General features: G+C 59.2%; 17 protein-coding genes. 7 read left to right on the top strand and 10 right to left on the bottom strand.

Annotated features, from left to right (window positions below):
• Window positions 1-112: 112 nt before the first annotated feature.
• Genes gatB through gatC form a run of 3 tightly spaced genes read right to left on the bottom strand, consistent with a single transcriptional unit; the run spans window position 113 to window position 3,363 of the window.
• Complete coding sequence (gene gatB / locus ACJO5Y_RS15480; protein ID WP_406988441.1) at window positions 113-1,564, bottom strand: Asp-tRNA(Asn)/Glu-tRNA(Gln) amidotransferase subunit GatB; 1,452 nt, start codon at window positions 1,562-1,564, stop codon at window positions 113-115.
• 21 nt (window positions 1,565-1,585) lie between these two features.
• Entirely contained in the window at window positions 1,586-3,043 is a 1,458-nt protein-coding gene (gene gatA / locus ACJO5Y_RS15475) for an Asp-tRNA(Asn)/Glu-tRNA(Gln) amidotransferase subunit GatA (protein ID WP_406988440.1), read from the bottom strand.
• 32 nt (window positions 3,044-3,075) lie between these two features.
• Window positions 3,076-3,363: an Asp-tRNA(Asn)/Glu-tRNA(Gln) amidotransferase subunit GatC gene (gene gatC, locus ACJO5Y_RS15470; RefSeq protein ID WP_406988438.1), complete on the bottom strand. Its 288-nt coding sequence runs from the start codon at window positions 3,361-3,363 to the stop codon at window positions 3,076-3,078.
• A gap of 387 nt (window positions 3,364-3,750) precedes the next feature.
• On the opposite strand from gatC, the gene ACJO5Y_RS15465 reads away from it, so the two are divergent.
• The 7 genes from ACJO5Y_RS15465 (at window position 3,751) to ACJO5Y_RS15435 (ending at window position 13,004) form a co-directional block, all read left to right on the top strand.
• Entirely contained in the window at window positions 3,751-4,791 is a 1,041-nt protein-coding gene (locus ACJO5Y_RS15465; protein ID WP_406988454.1) for a rod shape-determining protein, read from the top strand.
• A 155-nt stretch (window positions 4,792-4,946) separates the two neighbouring features.
• Complete coding sequence (gene mreC, locus ACJO5Y_RS15460) at window positions 4,947-5,813, top strand: rod shape-determining protein MreC (protein WP_406988452.1); 867 nt, start codon at window positions 4,947-4,949, stop codon at window positions 5,811-5,813.
• Entirely contained in the window at window positions 5,813-6,289 is a 477-nt protein-coding gene (gene mreD / locus ACJO5Y_RS15455) for a rod shape-determining protein MreD (protein ID WP_406988437.1), read from the top strand. The genes mreC and mreD overlap by 1 nt, the downstream gene beginning before the upstream one ends.
• A gap of 9 nt (window positions 6,290-6,298) precedes the next feature.
• The gene (locus ACJO5Y_RS15450) at window positions 6,299-6,901 is read left to right on the top strand and encodes a Maf family protein (RefSeq protein ID WP_406988435.1); all 603 of its coding nucleotides are present in this window, start codon (window positions 6,299-6,301) and stop codon (window positions 6,899-6,901) included.
• The gene (gene rng / locus ACJO5Y_RS15445) at window positions 6,894-8,375 is read left to right on the top strand and encodes a ribonuclease G (RefSeq protein WP_406988434.1); all 1,482 of its coding nucleotides are present in this window, start codon (window positions 6,894-6,896) and stop codon (window positions 8,373-8,375) included. Before ACJO5Y_RS15450 ends, rng begins: the two co-directional genes overlap by 8 nt.
• Before the next feature lie 13 nt (window positions 8,376-8,388).
• Complete coding sequence (locus ACJO5Y_RS15440; RefSeq protein WP_406988432.1) at window positions 8,389-12,126, top strand: YhdP family phospholipid transporter; 3,738 nt, start codon at window positions 8,389-8,391, stop codon at window positions 12,124-12,126.
• Window positions 12,127-12,161: 35 nt separating this feature from the next.
• On the top strand, window positions 12,162-13,004 hold the full coding sequence (locus ACJO5Y_RS15435) for a carbon-nitrogen hydrolase family protein (RefSeq protein WP_406988430.1): 843 nt from the start codon (window positions 12,162-12,164) through the stop codon (window positions 13,002-13,004).
• A 4-nt stretch (window positions 13,005-13,008) separates the two neighbouring features.
• Here ACJO5Y_RS15435 and yjgA read toward each other — a convergent pair whose 3' ends face one another.
• The 7 genes from yjgA to ACJO5Y_RS15400 form a co-directional block, all read right to left on the bottom strand.
• Window positions 13,009-13,530, bottom strand: a complete 522-nt coding sequence (yjgA, locus tag ACJO5Y_RS15430) for a ribosome biogenesis factor YjgA (protein ID WP_406988429.1) — start codon at window positions 13,528-13,530, stop codon at window positions 13,009-13,011.
• A gap of 46 nt (window positions 13,531-13,576) precedes the next feature.
• Window positions 13,577-14,938, bottom strand: a complete 1,362-nt coding sequence (gene mgtE / locus ACJO5Y_RS15425) for a magnesium transporter (protein WP_406988428.1) — start codon at window positions 14,936-14,938, stop codon at window positions 13,577-13,579.
• A gap of 112 nt (window positions 14,939-15,050) precedes the next feature.
• On the bottom strand, window positions 15,051-15,320 hold the full coding sequence (locus ACJO5Y_RS15420) for an HPr family phosphocarrier protein (protein ID WP_406988427.1): 270 nt from the start codon (window positions 15,318-15,320) through the stop codon (window positions 15,051-15,053).
• 6 nt (window positions 15,321-15,326) lie between these two features.
• Window positions 15,327-16,214, bottom strand: coding sequence for an RNase adapter RapZ (rapZ, locus tag ACJO5Y_RS15415; protein ID WP_406988426.1), 888 nt, complete (start codon window positions 16,212-16,214; stop codon window positions 15,327-15,329).
• 28 nt (window positions 16,215-16,242) lie between these two features.
• Window positions 16,243-16,713 carry a PTS IIA-like nitrogen regulatory protein PtsN gene (gene ptsN / locus ACJO5Y_RS15410; RefSeq protein ID WP_406988424.1) on the bottom strand — a complete coding sequence of 157 codons (471 nt, stop codon included), beginning with the start codon at window positions 16,711-16,713 and terminating at the stop codon, window positions 16,243-16,245.
• An 87-nt stretch (window positions 16,714-16,800) separates the two neighbouring features.
• Complete coding sequence (hpf, locus tag ACJO5Y_RS15405) at window positions 16,801-17,109, bottom strand: ribosome hibernation promoting factor (RefSeq protein WP_406988422.1); 309 nt, start codon at window positions 17,107-17,109, stop codon at window positions 16,801-16,803.
• 84 nt (window positions 17,110-17,193) lie between these two features.
• Window positions 17,194-18,717, bottom strand: a complete 1,524-nt coding sequence (locus ACJO5Y_RS15400) for an RNA polymerase factor sigma-54 (protein ID WP_406988420.1) — start codon at window positions 18,715-18,717, stop codon at window positions 17,194-17,196.
• Between the last annotated feature and the right edge of the window lie 162 nt (window positions 18,718-18,879).

Genomic DNA, 18,879 nt, shown 5'->3' with positions numbered 1-18,879 from the left:
GCGCACACGGACGTGCTTGTAGCGGTTTTTCGGAGAAGCCTCCCACCAAGGCCTCCCCCCGAAACATCAAGGCTAGGGCCGCACCAAACAGGCACGACCCAGGATTAACCCATTAGCCCCCAAGCTTCCTAACAAGAATCTCGTTAAACAGCTTCGGATTCCCTTGCCCCTTGGAGGCCTTCATCAGCGGCCCCATGAAGCCGCCAAGCATTTTCTTGCGCTTCTTGGGATCTTCCTCATTCTGGTACTGGGCCACCTGATCCGGCATGCCGGCCAGAACCTCATCGACCATCGACTCCAGGGCGCCGGTGTCAGAGACCTGCTTCAGGCCCTTGGCATCGATGATGGCGTCGACATTGTCGTTCTCGCCGCTCCAAAGCGCCTCGAAGACCTTCTTCGCGCCAGCGGAGGAAATTGTGTTGTCGGCAATCCGCACCACCAGATCACCCAACTGGGCGCCGGTAATGGGGGAGTCGGCTACCGATTTCTCTTCAGCATTCAGCCGCGCGGAGAATTCGCCCTGGATCCAGTTAGACGTCAGCTTGGCGTCTTTACCATGGCTGACGGCTTCCTCGAAGAAAGCGGCCAGTCTTGAATCCCCGGCCAGCAGACCTGCGTCGTAGTCGTTGAGGCCGTACTGATCCATAAAACGTGCTTTACGGGCATCCGGCAGCTCCGGGAGGCTGCTGCGGGCTTCCTCGATGAATGAATCATCGATTTCCACCGGCAGCAGGTCGGGGCAGGGGAAGTAGCGGTAATCGTTGGCTTCTTCCTTGGTCCGCATGGAGCGGGACTCGTCCCGGTCACCATTATACAGGCGGGTTTCCTGCACGATCGTGCCGCCGTCTTCCAGGATATCCATCTGCCGCTCGACTTCGTGGGCGATGGCCTGTTCCATAAAGCGGAAGGAGTTCAGGTTCTTGGTTTCCGTGCGGGTGCCCAGCGTGTCAGAGCCTTTCGGTTTGAGTGAAATGTTTACGTCAAACCGCATGGAACCCTGGGACATGTCGCCATCACAGATGCCCAGTGACGTCACAATGCCGTGCAGCTTCTTGGCAAATGCCACCGCTTCCTCGGCATTGGTCATGTCCGGTTCGGTGACCACCTCGATCAGCGGGGTGCCGGCGCGGTTCAGGTCAATGCCGGTCATGCCATGAAAGTCTTCGTGCAGCGACTTGCCGGCGTCTTCTTCCAGGTGGGCGTGGTGAATGCGCACGCGCTTGGACTCACCGTTGGTCAGATCAAGGTCCACATAGCCGGGACCGACAATCGGGCGTTCCAGCTGGGTAGTCTGGTAGCCCTTGGGCAGGTCCGGGTAGAAATAATTCTTCCGTTCGAACACCGAGCGGCGTTCGATCTCGGCATTCACCGCCAGGCCAAACATCACCGCGTAGCGGAATGCCTGCTCATTCGGCACCGGCAGGGTACCGGGCATGGCCAGGTCAACCGCGTTGGCCTGGGTGTTGGGCTCGGCGCCGTAGGCGGTGCTGGAGCCGGAAAAAATCTTGGTCTGGGTGGCGAGCTGAACGTGAATTTCCAGCCCGATCACAATGTCCCACTGCATACTCATTCTCCTGTCCCGGGCTTATTGCGGCTCACGCTGGTGCCAGTCGGTCACCTGCTGGAATTGATGGGCGGCGTTCAGCAGCCGCGCTTCGGAGAAATAATCCCCGATGATTTGCAGACCAACCGGAAGTCCATCGACAAAGCCGGCCGGCACCGACATGGCCGGCACGCCCGCCAGGTTAATGGCGATGGTGAACACGTCCTCCAGGTACATGGTGACCGGATCGTTGGTCTTCTCACCCTGGATGAACGCCGGGGAAGGCGTGGTCGGGCTCATCAGCACGTCCACTTCCTTGAAGGCATTGATAAAGTCCTGCTGAATCAGGCGGCGGACTTTCTGTGCCTTCAGGTAATAGGCATCAAAGTAGCCGGCAGACAGCGCATAGGTACCCACCAGAATCCGGCGCTTGACTTCGTTACCGAAACCTTCAGCGCGGGTACGGGTGTACATGTCCATCAGGTCTTTCGGGTCGTCGCAACGGTATCCGTAACGGGCTCCATCAAAACGGGACAGATTGGCGGACGCCTCGGCCGGCGCAATCACGTAGTAAGCGGCGATCGCCAGTTTGGCGTTCGGCAGTGATACCTCTTTAACCGTTGCCCCCAGCTTTTCGTATTCCTTCACCGCGTTGCGAACCTGCTCCTCCATCGCCGGGCTGAGCTGATCACTGAAGTACTCCTTCGGCAGCCCGATCTTCAGGCCTTTCAGCGGCTCATTCAGCGTCGCAGTGTAATCCGGCACCTCCCGGTCAATGGACGTGGAGTCCTTCGGATCAAACCCCGCCATCACGTTCAGCATCAGCGCGTTGTCTTCCGCCGTGCGGGCCATAGTGCCGCCCTGATCCAGGCTGGAAGCAAACGCAATCATCCCGTAACGGGAAACCCGCCCATAGGTCGGCTTCAGACCGGTAACCCCACACAACGCCGCCGGCTGGCGGATAGACCCGCCGGTATCCGTCGCCGTCGCCGCCGGAACCAGTCGTGCGGCCACCGCGGCAGCAGAACCGCCGGACGACCCGCCAGGAACCCGTTTCTCGCCCTGGCTCAGACCCCACGGGTTAGTAGTGGCGCCAAAATAACTCGATTCCGTGGAAGAGCCCATGGCGAACTCATCCATATTGGTCTTACCCAGACACACCGCGCCGGCATTACGGAAATTCTCTGTCACCGTGGCGTTATAAGGAGGCACAAAATTCTCCAGCATCTTCGAGCCACAGGTGGTACGAACCCCATTGGTGCAGAAAATATCCTTATGGGCGAAGGGCACCCCGGTCCAGATTGTGGCGTTACCGACAGCACGCTGCTCGTCCGCCGCCTTCGCGTCCGCCAGGGCCTGCTCTTCGGTCACCGTAATAAAGCTGTTGAACCGACCGTCTTCCTGCTTGATGCGGTCAAGAAACTGCTGAGTCAGCTCCACACTGGAAATCTCGCCACGTTCCAGCTCGCGGGAGAGCTCTGCTACAGACTTGTTATGCATGATACTTCCTGTTTACGTCGCTGTTCGTCCGATCACTCAATAACGCGCGGTACAAGATAAAGACCGTCTTCGGTCGCCGGCGCTATGGCCTGGAAAGCTTCCCGCTGATTGGTCTCCGTTACCTCATCGGCACGCAGGCGCTGGACCGCATCCAGCGGGTGGGCCAGGGGCTCCACATTGTCCGTGTCCGCCGCACCCAGCTGATCGACCAGGTCCAGAATATTGCCCAGGTCTTTCTCAAGTGCCGAGACCTGCTCTTCGTCCACACGAATGCGGGCGAGCACAGCGACTTTCTCAATGTCCTTGCGGGAAATGGTCACATTGCCTCCCAGAAATATGAAGTTTCAGTAACTTATGGGCTGAGCTGACGCCAGCCGAAAATTGCACGGACTACGAAGGTGCCTGGGAGACGGCTTTCCAAAACTGTGCGGAGCCATGGATGGCGGAGTCCAAGCGTACAGGGACGTATTCACAGCGTGTTTTGGAAAGCCGTCTCCCAGGCGCCCCTGCACCCAAGTCAAAAATAAAAGCGGTATGGTAACAGATTCCGGCAAAGGCGGGAGGGGGCCACTTTTGTGGCAAAGATGTGGCAAAGTGTTAACGGACAGTCTCAGGGCCCGATCGTGCCTTGCCTGCGGGGGTGCTCGCTGCTAAAGTTGCCGCATCTTTTCTGCGACTGCAACTCTCAGGTTGAAACTACACGAATGTTGATTAAAAGACTCCGAGGAATGTTTTCCAGCGACCTGTCCATCGACCTGGGCACCGCGAACACCCTAATCTACGTGCGTGAGCGCGGAATTGTGCTGAATGAGCCCTCCGTTGTGGCCATTCGCACCAGTAACTCCCAGAAAATGGTCGCCGCAGTCGGCTCCGAAGCAAAACGGATGCTGGGCCGCACCCCCGGGAACATCACCGCCATCCGCCCCATGAAAGACGGCGTGATCGCGGATTTTGTAGTGACCGAGAAAATGCTGCAGCACTTTATCCACAAAGTGCATGAAAACAGCTTCATTACCCCCAGCCCACGGGTACTGGTCTGCGTGCCAAGCAAGTCCACCCAGGTTGAGCGCAAAGCCATCCGTGAATCCGCCCTCGGTGCGGGTGCCCGTGAAGTCTACCTGATCGAAGAACCCATGGCTGCAGCGATCGGTGCCGGTCTGCCGGTAGAAGAAGCCAGCGGTTCCATGATCGTCGACATCGGCGGCGGTACCACCGAAATTGCCATCATCTCCCTGAACGGCATTGTCTATGCCGAATCCGTCCGGGTTGGTGGTGACAAGTTTGACGAAGCCATCGTCACCTACGTACGCCGCAACTACGGCAGCCTGATCGGTGATTCCACGGCCGAACGCATCAAACACGAAATCGGCTGTGCCTATGAAGGTCTGGACATCCGCGAGATCGATGTTCGTGGCCGTAACCTGGCTGAAGGCGTACCCAGGGCCTTCACCCTGAACAGCGAAGAAATTCTCGATGCCCTGCAGGAGTCCCTGGCCCAGATTGTCCAGACCGTGAAAAGCGCGCTGGAACAGTCTCCGCCCGAACTGGCCTCCGACATCGCCGAGCGCGGCATCGTGCTGACCGGTGGCGGCGCCCTGCTGCGTGGCCTCGACAAACTGATCAGCGAGGAAACCGGCCTGCCGGTGATCATTGCCGAAGACCCGCTGACCTGTGTCGCCCGCGGTGGCGGCAAGGCGCTGGAAGTGATTGACCGGGGTGGAATCGGAATGTTCTCTCAGGAGGCGTAATACCGTGGTACTGGCATCACGCCTGACACCCTCTCGTCCCCGACCGCCGCAAGTGGGCTACCACTGCGGCGGTTGTCGTATCTGCCCGGTATTTAATGGCGGGAGGATCAGCCATTAAAACCATCTTTGTGCAAGGCCCCGTTCCCGGTTTCAGATTGTTGCTGGTGATTGTGATATCGGCGGTACTGATCATTGCGGACGCCCGTTTCGACAAACTGACTTCGGTTCGCAGCGTGATCGGTACCGGCCTGGCCCCGATCCATTGGCTGGGCAACGCGCCATCCGAACTGGAACACTGGGTTGCCGGCCTGTTCACAACCCGCGAAGACCTGCAGGCCGAGAACGAAGACCTCAGGGCCCGCCTGCTGATTCTTGAGCGTCGCGCCCTGAAGTACGCGGCCCTGGCATCCGAGAACAACGAACTGCGGCGCCTGATGAACTCATCGGAAGTGCTGGATGACCGCGTCATTGTGGGCGAAATCGTGGGCGTGTCGCCGGATCCGTTTTCCCACGAAGTTATCATCAACAAAGGCAGCCGGGACGGTGTGACCGTCGGTCAGGCCATCCTTGACGCCAATGGCTTGCTGGGACAGGTGCAGCAGACCAGCAGCTTCACCTCACGGGTCCTGCTGGTATCCGACAGCAGCCACGCAGTACCGGTGGAAGTGGTGCGTAACGGCCTGCGAGCCATCCTGCTGGGCAACGGCGATATTAATTCGCTGGAGCTGGTGCATGTGCCGGACACCGCCGATATCCGCGAGGGGGACCTGCTGGTCAGTTCCGGCCTGGGTGGGCGTTTCCCCAAAGGTTATCCGGTAGCCGAGGTGGCCAGCATTACCAAGGAGCCGGGTGAACCATTCGTGAATATTGATGCAACCCCCAAAGCCCGCCTTAACCAGAGCAGTCTGGTTCTGGTGGTCTTCCCGCCCGATGGTGAGGGAGACGAGGACGGCAACGTGCCGGGCCAGGACGGCGCCGCAGTGAACGTCGGCGTTGAAGCCGGCGGGGAAGAGGTGCGCTGATGTTATCCGTGATCAGTTATCCGGTCTTCGCCCTCAGTGTGGTCCTTGCTTTGGTGCTGAGTATTTCCCTGTTCCCGGTGGGCTGGTTTGAATTCCGGCCCGAATGGCTGGGGTTGATGGTGTTCTACTGGACGTTTCGTGCCCCGGCACAGTTTGGCATCCTGCTGGCCTGGTGCCTGGGGCTGCTGCTGGATGTACTGGAAGCCACGCCGCTGGGCGTCAATGGCCTGGCGATGGGGCTGATTGCCTTCCTGGTGCTGACCATTCACCAGCGGTTGCGTATGTACCCAATGCCCCAGCAGTGCCTGATGGTATTCCTGTTGCTCGGCATCAACCAGATGCTGGTGCACTTCATAAAGCAGATGCTGGGCGGCGAGGATGCCGGTTTCAGTTACCTCTGGCCAGCCCTGACTAGCGCCATTGTCTGGCCCATTGTGTGTGTGCTGCTGGATAACCTTAACCGCAAACTGGGATAGGATGTTCCCATGCAGTCCATCATTCTGGCTTCGGCCTCTCCCAGACGCGCCGAACTGCTGACGCAGATTGGCCTGTCTTTTCACACCCGGCCCGTGGATATCGACGAGACGCCTGAAGCGGGGGAACTCCCCTCGGCCTATGTCGAGCGCCTGGCGCGGGAAAAAGCCCTGGCAGGCGCGGTGGATCCGGAATGGCTGGTTCTCGGTTCCGATACCTCGGTGGTGCTGGGCGGCCATATTCTTGGCAAGCCTGCCGATGCCGCTGAGGCCGAGGCAACCCTGCGCCGGCTGTCCGGCCACACCCACCAGGTAATGACCGCCGTGGCGCTGGCGTCCCGGGGGCGTTGCTCGACCTGTCTGGTCACCACCGATGTGACCTTCCGGAACCTGTCCAGGGAGGAGATAGGCGCCTATGTCGCAAGCGGGGAACCGATGGACAAAGCAGGAAGTTATGGAATACAGGGACTTGGTGGTATTTTTGTAAAGGAAATACGGGGCAGTTACAGCGCGGTGGTGGGTTTGCCGCTGCAGGAGACTGCCACACTGCTGGCGCAAGCCGGTTACCCGGTCTGGAAAGTCTGGCAACGTAGTCTGGAGAGCCACAATGAGTGAAGAAATTCTGATCAACGTTACCCCGGTCGAGACAAGGGTGGCTCTTGTCGAAAACGGCATGCTGCAGGAAGCCTATATTGAACGGACCAGCCGCAAGGGTATTGTTGGTAATATCTACAAGGGCAAGGTCGTTCGGGTATTGCCGGGTATGGAAGCGGCGTTTGTCGATATCGGGCTGGAGCGTGCCGCCTTTATTCACGCCTCCGACGTGGTCGCCAGCCAGTCAACGGCACAGGAGACCAACGAAGCTCCAAAGGTAGTGCCCGATATCCGCACCCTTCTGCGGGAAGGTCAGTCCCTGGTGGTACAGGTGACCAAGGACCCGATTGGTACCAAGGGCGCCCGCCTGACCACCCAGCTGTCGATTCCTTCCCGTTACCTGGTGTTTATGCCGGGGACCAGTCACGTTGGCATCTCCCAGCGTATTGAGGATGATAACGAACGCACGAGGTTGAAAACCCTGGTAGAGGAATCCGCTGCGAAGCAGACCGACGCGGAGGGCGGTTATATTATCCGCACTGCGGCGGAGGCTGCCGCTCCGGACGACCTGATCGGTGATATGGCCTATTTGCATCGGCTCAGCCAGTCCATCCATGAACGCATTGCCCGGGTTCAGGCGCCGACGGTGGTGTATCAGGACCTGCCCCTGTTTATTCGCACCATTCGCGACCTGATCCGCCCCCAGACCGAAAAGGTCCGCATCGACAGCCGGGAAAGCCACCAGCGAGTGATGGAATTCGTTGAGGAGTTCGTCACGGAGTTTTCCGACAAGGTGGAATATTACCCCGGTGAGCGGCCCATCTTTGACCTGTACTCCGTGGAAGATGAAATCCAGAAAGCCCTTAGCCGCAAGGTTCAGCTGAAGTCCGGCGGGTACGTGATCATCGACCAGACCGAAGCGATGACCACCATCGACATCAACACCGGGGCGTTTGTCGGGCACCGGAACCTGGAAGAAACCATCTTCAAGACCAACCTTGAGGCGGCCAGGGCGATCAGCCGGCAACTGCGCTTGCGGAACCTGGGCGGCATTATCATCATCGATTTCATTGACATGGAAGATTCCGAGCACCAGCGCCAGGTCCACCGTATGCTGGAAAAGATGCTTGAGCGTGACCATGCCAAGACCAAGATAACCGGGGTATCGGAACTGGGCCTGGTGGAAATGACCCGCAAGCGGACCACCGAAAGCCTGGGGCAGATCCTCTGTGAGCCTTGCCCCATCTGTGATGGCCGTGGCTTCCTGAAAACCAGCGAAACGGTATGCTATGAGATATTCCGGGAAATTCTCCGGGTGAACCGGGCCTACGATACGGAAAGCTACCTGGTGATGGCTTCCCAGAGCGTGGTGGACCGGCTGCTGGATGAGGAGTCCGATAACGTTGCCGACCTGGAAACCTTCATAGAGAAAACCATCCGGTTCCAGGTAGAGCCATTCTATAGCCAGGAACAGTACGACGTAGTCCTGCTGTAATCATAGATAAGCGATGTCATCCATGATCGACGACCAGGATCCGGAGAGCACACCGGTCCGGCTGGCCTCCAGACTGGCCAGCCTGGTGTGGTGGTCGCTGCTGGTCGCGTTGGTCCTGCTGGCGCTGTTTGCCGGAGTCGGGCGGCAACTGACCCAGAACATCGACAGCTTCCGGGACGATATTGAAGCGCGGCTGTCACAGGAGCTCGGGCACGAGATCTCCATTGGATCCCTGAGATCCGGCTGGACCTGGCTGGATCCTTCCCTTGAGGCTCGCGACCTTGTCGTCAAAAGCGAGGACGGCAGCGAGGTCGCGGCGTCCCTGCAACACCTTCGTATCCGCCTCGACACCCTGTCCTCCCTGTTCCGCTTCCGCATTGTGTTTGGCGAGTTCGAAGCCGATGGTCTGGCGCTGACCCTCAATCAGACCCCCCGTGGGGCGGTTTCCGTCGAAGGGGCGGATCTGCCGGAACCGGTCACCAACGACCTTAAACTGTGGCTGGACCGGGCCGGAGACTGGCTGTCGGACCCCAGCGTGAAGATTACCCGGGTCAGTCTCGGAATACGGGACAATAACGACAAGATCCGCCACCTCGATATTCCGCAGTTGGACCTGGTATACCATCGTGGGCTGTTCAAGGCGTCGGGCCGGGCCATGCAGGCGGGAACCACCGAGCAGCTGGCCAGCTTCAGCCTGCTGGGCCAGCACTTTTTCCGGGGCGATTTCAACGGCCAGTTATATGTCGATGTGAACTCGGGACGGCTGTTCGACGGTCTGGTTGACGAATATAGCTGGCGGAACATCCGCGTGGAGGGTTTTGATCTGGGCGGCCATGCCTGGCTGACCTTCCGCGAAGGGCGTCTGGAGCAGGTGACCGGTACGGTGGAAACGCCCTATCTGCAACTCGGGGTGGATCGTGAATCCCTGGCGCCACTGGAGGACATTCGTTCCAGGTTCGGCTGGCGTCGCAGCGAGACCGCGCTGACGGAGGATGAACCGGTCGACCTTGAAACCCTGGCCGGTGATGGCGAGCTTCATCTCAATGACCTGGAGTGGACTTGGGACGGCGATCAGGTGTCTCCCTTCAATCTGCGGGTGATCCGGCGCGAGGAAGGGCTGGATATCATCGCTGATGAAGTGCCGCTCAGACCGTTGCGGAGGGTAGTCTCCAGCATTGGTCTGTTGCCCGCGGTCGCACGTCAGGCGCTGGATAACTACCGCCCTGGGGGCCGGCTTGACGATTTGCGGGTGCAGGTGCCCGGTCAGGACGGCGAAGGGTTTGAACTCTTCGGGATGCTGGACGATGTCAGTGTCGAAGCCTATCGCGGGGTGCCGGAAGTGCGGGGGCTGAATGGGCGTATTGTGATGGATCACCGTCGCGGCTATGTGGTGGCCGATAGCGAAAGCGCGACGTTGGGCTTCCCCCTGTTGTTCCGCGATAACTGGATGATGACCTCGCTCGGGGCGAGGGTGGCGTGGCAGATGGAGGGACCTATTACCCGGGTCTGGTCCGACGACATCCGCGTGAATTATGGCGAGAACACCGAACTGACCGGGGCGTTTGACCTGCGCATGGATCGTGAGGGTGAAGACAACCTCAGTCTGCAGGTGGGCGTCAAGAATGGTAAGGCAGACATGCTGGCGGAGTTCGTGCCGGTGCATGTTGTTGATCCCGGGCTGTATGAGTGGCTGACCACAGCCATTACCGATGCGGATATCACCGAGGGCGTCTATTACGGTCACGGGCTGATCAACCGGGACGCGCCACCGGGGTCCTTCGTGTCATCCATGCGGTATCGCTTCGATAACGCCAGCGTGCGTTACGACGAGCGCTGGCCGGCCGTGGAAAACGGCCGGGGCGAAGTGTTCATTCACAACGGACAGACCCGGGTAGAGCTGGAGCAGGGCACCACCGGACAACTGCAACTCGAGCGGGGGCAGGTGAGGGTGGAACCGGTGGACGATCGCCTGCGGCTCTCGGTGGACGCATCTGCGGCGGTTCCAGGGGCGGCGGTGTCGTACTGGATGGAGAACAGCCCGCTGGGCGAAATGGCGGGGGCTGCCGGGAGGAGCATTTCGGTTGGTGGTGACTATCAGCTGGATCTGGGGCTGCAGATGCCCCTGGATGGTAATGGCGAGCCGGACCTGGAAGCCAGGGTGGCGACGCAAAACGGACAGGTCGCCTATCCGGAAGCGGATCTGGTCTGGGAGCAGTTGTCAGGGGAGCTTGGGTTCAGTAATACCTCCGGATTTTCTGGCGAGCCGCTGAAAGCGGTGTTCCTGGGCGATCCGGTTACTGTCTCGTTGTCTCGCAATGACAGCAGCGGCGCCATGACCATCCAGCAGCGGGGACGGATCAGCCTGCCGCAGGCGTTTACCCGTGCGGGCCTTGAGAGCGACGTGGGTCTGGGGCTGGAGGGTGAAACGGATTACACCGCCACCCTGGATGTGTCGCCGGAAACCGCCTCGACGGTGACCATCCGTTCCAACCTGGAAGGCGTGTCCGTTGACTGGCCCGAACCGCTGGCCAAGACCGTGGATGAGGGAGCCCCCCTGAGCGTCACCATTGACCCGGCCCGTGAAGGTGGCCTTGGCATCGCCGTGACCTGGGAGAACCGGTTGTCATTCGATCTTCTGCGGAAATCCAGCGGTTTTGACCTGGATATCGAGCGGCTGTGGTTGGGGCGCCAGTTACTGACGGATATTGAGGTCGTGGCCAGTGATTTGGGGGATCAATGGGTCATCAACACCCGGTCCGACCGGGCAGTTGGGCGAGTGGTGCTGCCGGATGGCGATGAGCCCATTACCGCCGATGTTCAGAGCCTTCATCTGACCCGTGATGGCGGAACAGAGCCGGACCAGAGGGAATTGTTGACGGTTGATGAACAGCTGGAAGCATTCCGGGCGCTGGAAATAGGGGAGTGGCCGGATATCAACGTGAGCATTGCCCGCCTCAGACTGAACGACGATGAGCTGGGCCGCTGGGCCTTCCGCCTGAGACCGGAGCCCTTTCGCCTGAAGGTTGAGGGGATTGAAGGCCAGCTCAACTCGCTGAAACTGGCCGGCGACATGACCTGGAGTATTGCCGGCGACAGGGAGATGACTCGCTTTGCGGGCAATATCGAGGGCGGCACCCTGGGAGATTTGGGCAACCTGTTTGATGCCGATATACCGCTGCGTAACGAAGAAACCGCTATCCAGCTGGACCTTGACTGGCCGGGCCGCCCCAATGAATTCGGGTTCGAGGCCCTGAGCGGGTCAGTCAGCCTGCGGCTGGATGACGGTGTTATTCTGGAGCGCAATAATACCGCCCAGGTGTTCCGCGTGTTCAACCTGCTGAACGCCGATACCCTCTGGCGTCGTCTGAAGCTGGACTTCTCCGACCTGTACGAGGCCGGCGTTGCCTTCGACGCCATTTCCGGCAAAGCCGTGATTACCGATGGGCTGCTTAGCTGGGATCCGGAGTTACAGGTGGTGGGGCCATCCGGCGCCTTCAAATTGTCCGGTACAACCGACATGGAGGAAGAAACCCTGGACATGCGGTTGGTGGTGGTCTTGCCACTGACCCAGAACCTGCCGTTGGCTGCACTGCTGATGGGAGCCGGGGCGCCCATCGGCGGGGCCCTGTTCGTACTGGACAAGATTCTTGGAGACCCATTGAGCAAACTGACCAGTGCGTCCTATAGTGTAACCGGAAGCTGGGATGAGCCGGAGGTAGACCTGCGGCGGGTATTCGACACCGGCGAGTGATCCCCGGTAACCCGGCACGATAATGGAGCCTGACCATGACCAACGTTTCTGCACCCACCGTCGCCGCCATCCAGATGGTGAGTACCCACGATAGTGATGCCAACCTGCGCGAAGCCGGCCGGTTACTGACTGAAGCGGCGCGGGCAGGAGCCCGTGTGGCTGTGTTGCCGGAAAACTTTGCGGTGCTGGCTACCTCCCAGATGGTCACCTGTGGCCAGCAGGAGGCATCAGATGCGCCCGTCATCCGCCAATTCCTTGCTGACCAGGCGCGCCGGTTGGGGATCTGGATTGTGGGGGGCTCATTACCCATGGGCACTCGGCCGGACGGATCAGCGATCGACGGTCGGGTCCGCGCCACCGCCCTGGTTTACGATGATCAGGGCAAAGAGGTTGGCCGGTATGACAAGATTCACCTGTTCGACGCCATGGTGGAAGACGCCCACGGCCAATACCGGGAATCCGATACGTTCGAACCCGGCGATGCCGTGGTGACGATTGAAACGCCGGTTGGCCGGTTGGGGATGGCGATCTGCTATGACCTGCGATTCCCCGAACTCTTTCGCGCACTGCGGGAAAAAGAGGCGGACTGGGTTTGCCTGCCCAGTGCATTCACCTGGCAGACCGGGGACGCCCACTGGCACGCGCTGATTCGCGCCAGGGCTATCGAGAACCAGGTTTGGGTGGTGGCTGCCGGGCAGGGCGGTCAGAATAGCGAGCGCCGCCGTACCTACGGCCACAGCCTGATTTGCGACCCCTGGGGCAAGGTGGTGTCAGAGATTACAGAAGAAGGGCCCGGAGTGGTGACCGCAGCCCTGGACGCCGACCACCTGGCCAACGTCCGCGCCCGCATGCCGGTCTGGGAGCACCGGCGTTTATAAAAAACTACTCCACGTCGTCAATCGCTTCCCGCAAGTACCGGAACAGCTTTCTCGCCTGCCCGGTATTCTTCTGCTTATCCGCATCCTTGCGGGCATTACGCGCGAGGTTGCGCAGGTGCTGGATATCGGCGCTGGGGCAGTAATTCACAAACTCCCCCACGGCTGAGTCGCCCTCGCTGATCATGCGGTCACGCCAGCGTTCCGCCAGGTGATGGCGGCGGGTGTGTTCCTCGCTGCCGGCGTCGAATGCATCAATCGCCCGCTTCAGGGCATCCGGATCGTCTTCCTGGCGGATCACCTTGCCGATGAACTGCAGGTGCCGGCGCTTGGCCTCATTCTGGCGAATGCGGCGGGATTCCTCGATCGCCGCCCTCAGGGTGTCGCTGATGGTCAGCGTGTCGAGCTGGTCATTGCTCAGCTCCAGCATGCGTTTGCCGAGATCCTGAAGGGCGTGCATTTCCCGCTTCAGCTGGGATTTGCTGGGGCCAGAGTATTCCGGCGCGTCGTTGTCTTGGTGATCGCTCATAATGTTGCCTGTTCGTCGGATTACGCTTCGCTAATCCGACAGGGATTTATGCATAGAATATGGTAGCCAGCCCAAGAAAGGCCATGAAACCCACCACATCCGTCACGGTAGTCAGAATCACGCTGCCCGCCAGCGCCGGGTCAATATTACGGGATTTGAGAAACAGCGGCAGGACCGTACCAACCAGGGCGGCCGCCACCAGATTGATAATCAGCGCCGCGGCAATGATACCCCCGATCAACACATCCTTGAACCAGAGCGTTGCGGCCGTGGCAACCACCACGGCCCAGAGCACCCCGTTGAGCATGCCCACCACAAACTCCCGGTTCAGCAGCCAGCGGACATTCACGCCGCTGATCTGGCCCACGGCCATGCCGCGGATCACCAGGGTCAGGGTCTGGCTGCCGGCAATGCCGCCCATGCTGGCGACAATAGGCATCAACACCGCCAGTGCAACCACCTTGGCGATGGTGTCCTCAAAAATGCCGATAACGGCGGACGCAATGAACGCGGTAATCAGGTTGATGCCCAGCCAGATGGCCCGGCGTCGGGTGGTTTTCAGGATCGGCGCGAACGTATCCTCATCCTCATCCAGACCGGCCATGCTCATCAGTGAATGGTCTGCGTCCTCACGGATAACGTCCACCACGTCATCGATGGTGATACGGCCCAGCAGCCGACCATCCTCATTCACCACCGGCGCGGAAATCAGGTCGTAGCGCTCAAACAGGGTGGCGACCTTGGTGTCCGACAACAGCACCGGAATGGGTTCAATATCGGTGTCCATCACTTCCCGCACGGTCGCCGCCGGATTGGAAACCAGCATCTTGGTAATCGGCAGCATGCCAATGAACTCATCCCGCCGGCTCACCACGATCAGGCTGTCGGTCATTGGCGGCAGGTTGCGGTGCCTGCGCAGGTAACGCAATACCACATCAATGCTGATGTCCGGGCGCACCGTGATGGTGTCCGTGTTCATCAGGCCGCCGGCGGTGTCCTCCGGGTAGGACAGGACTTCCTCTACCCGCTGTCGGTCCTGCTCGTCCATGGTATCCAGGACTTCCTGGATAACGGTATCCGGCAGCTGCTGCAGCAAGTCGGCCAGGTCATCCGACTCGAAATCTTCCAGGATGTCCGCCAGTTCCTGGGCGTTCAGCTGGCTGAGGAAGTAGCCCCGGATGTCATCGCTGAGGTACTGGAGAACCTCCCCTTCAAGCTGCTTGTCAACCAGGTTCCACAGCAGGGCCCGCTGGCGGGGCGGTGACGATTCCAGCAGGTGGGCAATATCACTGGGGCTCAGGCCGCCATTCAGGATGCGTGCAACCTGTTTCAGCGCACCACTATCCAACGCTTCGCCGAGGGAGCGAAGGCGCTGGCGGGCCTGGCTTTTTTCCAGAATATCGGTCATGAATCACCCACAGTCAGAAAACCCCCGTATTATAGCGGAGTTAGGCGGTACAGGTGAGAAAGAGTTGTAGGTGAATGTCGCAGAAAACCGCCCGGCGGACGAGAGCAGGGTTTTACTCGCCTTCGCCAAAATAGTCATTGATTAGCTCGGCCAGGGCATCAATGGCCTGTTGTTCGTCCTCGCCGTCCGCAATCAGCTCTACTTCCGTTCCCTTGCTGGCTGCCAACATCATGACCTGCATGATGTTTTTGGCATCAACCTCACGACCCTTACCGCAGATTCTCACCGCACTTTGGTAATCGGATGCCGTCGCAACCAGCTTGGCCGTTGCCCGTGCGTGCAACCCCAGCTTGTTGATAATGGTGATGTTGCGGCGAATCATAGCAGGTTACGCTGGGTCCCGGGGTTGCAGGTGAGGCAATTCCGTGTGGCGAACCTGAACGTTGTTGTACTTATGGCGGAAATGCTGGCCAAGTTGCTCGCAGACGTAGACGGAGCGATGCTGGCCGCCGGTGCAGCCAATGGAAATGGTCATATAGCTTCGGTTGCTGTCAGCGAAAGTAGGGAGCCAGCTTTCCAGGAACGTGGTCAGATCCTCGACCATCTTGCGGGTCAGAGGCTCCTTTTCCAGAAAATCGATGACCGGTTGGTCAGTGCCGACAAACTTTCGCAGGCTTGTGTCCCAGTATGGGTTGGGGAGGCAGCGCACGTCGAAGACATAATCAGAGTCCAGTGGCACGCCGTGCTTGAACCCAAATGACTGGAACAGCAGCGCCAGTTCCTGCTCCTTGCGGCCGACGATCCGTTGTTTGACCATGTCCCGTAACTCATACATGGACATACCGGTGGTGTCGATGTACAGGTCAGCCAGCTTGGACAACGGTTCCAGCAGTTTTTTCTCGTTGCTGATGGCTTCACGGAGCGAGGTCTTGTCGTCGCTCAGCGGGTGCTTGCGCCGGGTGGCATGGAAACGCTGAAGCAGGGATTGTTCGTCCGCGTCCAGATAAATGATCTCGACGGTCACGCCGGTATTCCGGAGCTGGCGGTAAATGGCTTCAAAATTGGTCAGTTCACCCGCCAGGTTGCGGGCATCAATGCTGACCGCCATTTTTTTCAGACGCCCGGGAGTGTCGCTGTGGCTGGCAGCTTCCTTGGTCAGGGGGAAGAGCAGGCCAATAGGCAGGTTATCAATACAGTAAAAACCAAGGTCTTCCAGTACATGCAGCGCCGTACTTTTCCCCGAGCCCGACCTGCCACTGACAATAATCAGTTTCATCGCCTGTTTGCCTCCGGTCAGAAAAATATCAGCCGTTGCTGTCCAGCATGCGACTGTAGAGAGCCTGGGCATTGGTACACTGCCGCAGTTGATCGCAAAATCCGCGATCATTGAACTTCTCCGCCAACTGGCTGAGCAGTTCCAGGTGTTCGCTGGTGGCTTCCTTGGGAACAATCAGTGCAAACACCAGGTCCACCGGCTGATTATCAATGGCGTCAAAGCCCACGCCTTCTTCCAGCGTAAACAGCACGCCTACCACCCGGTCCAGGCCGTCCAGACGGCAATGGGGGATAGCGATCCCCTGGCCGATGCCGGTACTGCCCAGCCGCTCCCGTGAGATCAGGTTGTTGAAGATCTGGGTCTCACTGAGGGAGGCGTCCTGCTGATTCACCTCCTCTGCAATGAATTCCAGAACGCGTTTCTTGCTGGATGCAGCTACCCGGCAAAGGGTCAGCTCCGGTGCAAGTATGTTTTCGATAGTCAGGGATGTGTCGCTCATGGATCGACTGCAATTCCGTAAAAAAAAGGCTGCGGCATGTTAACCCATGCCGCAGCTCGATTGTTTTGAATGCCCAGAAACAGTGCCTTAACGGGCGCCGTTTCCATGCATACGATCGACGTTCTTTTCCTTGTGCTTGAGAATCTGACGGTCCAGCTTGTCAATCAGCGAATCAATCGCTGCGTACATGTCATCGTTTTCCGCCTTTGCGTGAATCTCACCGCCAATCACATGGAGCGTCGCCTCCGCCATCTGCCGTACCTTCTCCACCTCAAGCGTTACCTGGCAGTTGCTGATGTGGTCAAAATGGCGCTCGAGCTTTTCAAACTTGCCTGATACGTAATCTTTCAGTGCGGGGGTCAGTTCTACATGGTGGCCTGAAATATTGAGTTGCATAGGCGTCTCCTGTCGTCATCGTGCCGGCCCCTGTTAAGGGCTGACGGTGTGCCAGCGCTGTTCACGCCAGCGGATCCTGTCGGGTCAAACCAGCCGTTTTCTTTCGTTGGATGGCGGAATGTGCATAGCCTCCCGATATTTGGCTACGGTCCGCCTGGCTACTTTGATGCCCTGTTCTCCTAGCATGGCTGCAATTTTGCTATCGCTCAATGGCTTTTTCGGAGTTTCTGCCGCAATCAGTTTCTTGATCATGGCACGGATTGCGGTTGAGGAACACTCTCCGCCCTCATCGGTGCTGACATGGCTGGAGAAAAAGTACTTCAGTTCGAAGATGCCACGGGGTGTGTGCATGTATTTCTGTGTGGTCACCCGGGAAATGGTGGACTCATGCATTTCCACTGCCTGGGCTATGTCTGAGAGGATCAGCGGCTTCATGGCTTCCTCGCCATGATCCAGGAATCCCTGCTGATGCTCGACAATGCGCGTTGCCACCTTGAGCAGGGTTTCGTTCCGGCTCTGCAGGCTCTTGATGAACCATTTGGCTTCCTGCAGCTGATCTCTCAGGTAGGTGTTGTCGGCACTGCTGTCCGCGCGCTTGATCAGGGAAGCATAGCTGGCATTGACCCGGATCCGCGGCGCAATGTCCGGGTTGAGTTCAACACGCCAGCGCCCGTTATGCTTGCGAACCATCACGTCGGGAATGACATAGTCCGGCTCCGCCCGGTCCACCGAATCGCCCGGGCGCGGGTTGAGGCTGGTGATCAGCGCCAGCACTTCCCGCAGTTGGTCTTCCTTCAGGCGACTGCGGCGCAGCAGTTGCGCGTAATCCCGGTTGCCCAGAAGGTTGATGTAATGGGTGATAACCAGTCGCGCCTGGGCCAGCCAGGGGGTGTCCGGGGGCAGCTGGTTCAGTTGGATCAGCAGGCACTCCTGCAGGTCGCAGGCAAAGACGCCGGGAGGATCAAAGTGTTGCAGGCGGTGCAGCACGGCTTCCACTTCGTCCAGTTCCAGCGGGTCGTCTTCCGTGTCGTCAAGCAGTCCGGAATGGATTTCCTCAATGGAGGTGGTCAGGTATCCGCGTTCGTCTACTGCGTCCATCAGGGCGTGGGCTATGGCCTGGTCCCGTTCGCTGAGGGGCGTCAGGTTCAGCTGCCATTCGAGATGGTCCTGAAGTGTTTCCGTCGGGGAGTTGCGGGTTTCGAAGTCGCTGTCGTTTTCGTCGTCGTTGCGGGCCGCCGGTGCCGGCGCGGACTGGTAGATGTCATCCCAGGCGGTGTCTACCGGCAGGTCATCGGGGATGTTGTCGGGAATGTCGTTCTCCGAAGACCAGTCGGGGCCGTTCTCGGATTCATCCCAATCGGTGGCGGATTCCGCTGCTGCTGAAGCGGTTTCCTCGGCCTTGGCCGACTCCTCGTTGTTCTGCTCGGATTCGTTGGCGTCGGGCGCGTCGTCATCTTCCGACGTTTCCAGCATGGGGTTGGAGTCCAGCGCCTGCTGGATTTCCTGCTGCAGGTCCAGAGTAGAGAGTTGCAGAAGCTTGATCGCCTGCTGCAACTGGGGCGTCATGGTCAGGCTCTGACCCAGTTTTAACTGTAATGACGCTTTCATAACCATGGTTCAGGATCCGTGACTCAATAGCACCGTCTTAACGGGTGATTGCAAAAAAATTCGTTGTATGCTGGCTACTTGCCAGACCAAGCAAGTTCTTTGCCGAGTGTACTTGCTTGTCACCAACATGACAATTGGGTCATGAAGACGGCGGTGCCGGAA

The sequence above is a fragment of the Marinobacter alkalisoli genome (genome assembly GCF_045449855.1).
Classification (GTDB): Bacteria; Pseudomonadota; Gammaproteobacteria; order Pseudomonadales; family Oleiphilaceae; genus Marinobacter.
Note: the sequence above shows the minus strand (reverse complement) of the source record. Positions and strands in the feature narration are given on the sequence as shown.

Excerpts from the sequence above, each read along its gene's own strand:
- ptsN (WP_406988424.1), bottom strand. The coding sequence starts at position 16,713 with ATGAGCGACACATCCCTGACTATCGAAAACATACTTGCACCGGAGCTG.
- rng (WP_406988434.1), top strand. The coding sequence starts at position 6,894 with ATGAGTGAAGAAATTCTGATCAACGTTACCCCGGTCGAGACAAGGGTG.
- ACJO5Y_RS15450 (WP_406988435.1), top strand. The coding sequence starts at position 6,299 with ATGCAGTCCATCATTCTGGCTTCGGCCTCTCCCAGACGCGCCGAACTG.
- ACJO5Y_RS15400 (WP_406988420.1), bottom strand. The coding sequence starts at position 18,717 with ATGAAAGCGTCATTACAGTTAAAACTGGGTCAGAGCCTGACCATGACG.
- ACJO5Y_RS15440 (WP_406988432.1), top strand. The coding sequence starts at position 8,389 with ATGTCATCCATGATCGACGACCAGGATCCGGAGAGCACACCGGTCCGG.
- gatB (WP_406988441.1), bottom strand. The coding sequence starts at position 1,564 with ATGCAGTGGGACATTGTGATCGGGCTGGAAATTCACGTTCAGCTCGCC.
- ACJO5Y_RS15435 (WP_406988430.1), top strand. The coding sequence starts at position 12,162 with ATGACCAACGTTTCTGCACCCACCGTCGCCGCCATCCAGATGGTGAGT.
- gatA (WP_406988440.1), bottom strand. The coding sequence starts at position 3,043 with ATGCATAACAAGTCTGTAGCAGAGCTCTCCCGCGAGCTGGAACGTGGC.
- rapZ (WP_406988426.1), bottom strand. The coding sequence starts at position 16,214 with ATGAAACTGATTATTGTCAGTGGCAGGTCGGGCTCGGGGAAAAGTACG.
- yjgA (WP_406988429.1), bottom strand. The coding sequence starts at position 13,530 with ATGAGCGATCACCAAGACAACGACGCGCCGGAATACTCTGGCCCCAGC.
- hpf (WP_406988422.1), bottom strand. The coding sequence starts at position 17,109 with ATGCAACTCAATATTTCAGGCCACCATGTAGAACTGACCCCCGCACTG.
- mreD (WP_406988437.1), top strand. The coding sequence starts at position 5,813 with ATGTTATCCGTGATCAGTTATCCGGTCTTCGCCCTCAGTGTGGTCCTT.
- mgtE (WP_406988428.1), bottom strand. The coding sequence starts at position 14,938 with ATGACCGATATTCTGGAAAAAAGCCAGGCCCGCCAGCGCCTTCGCTCC.
- ACJO5Y_RS15420 (WP_406988427.1), bottom strand. The coding sequence starts at position 15,320 with ATGATTCGCCGCAACATCACCATTATCAACAAGCTGGGGTTGCACGCA.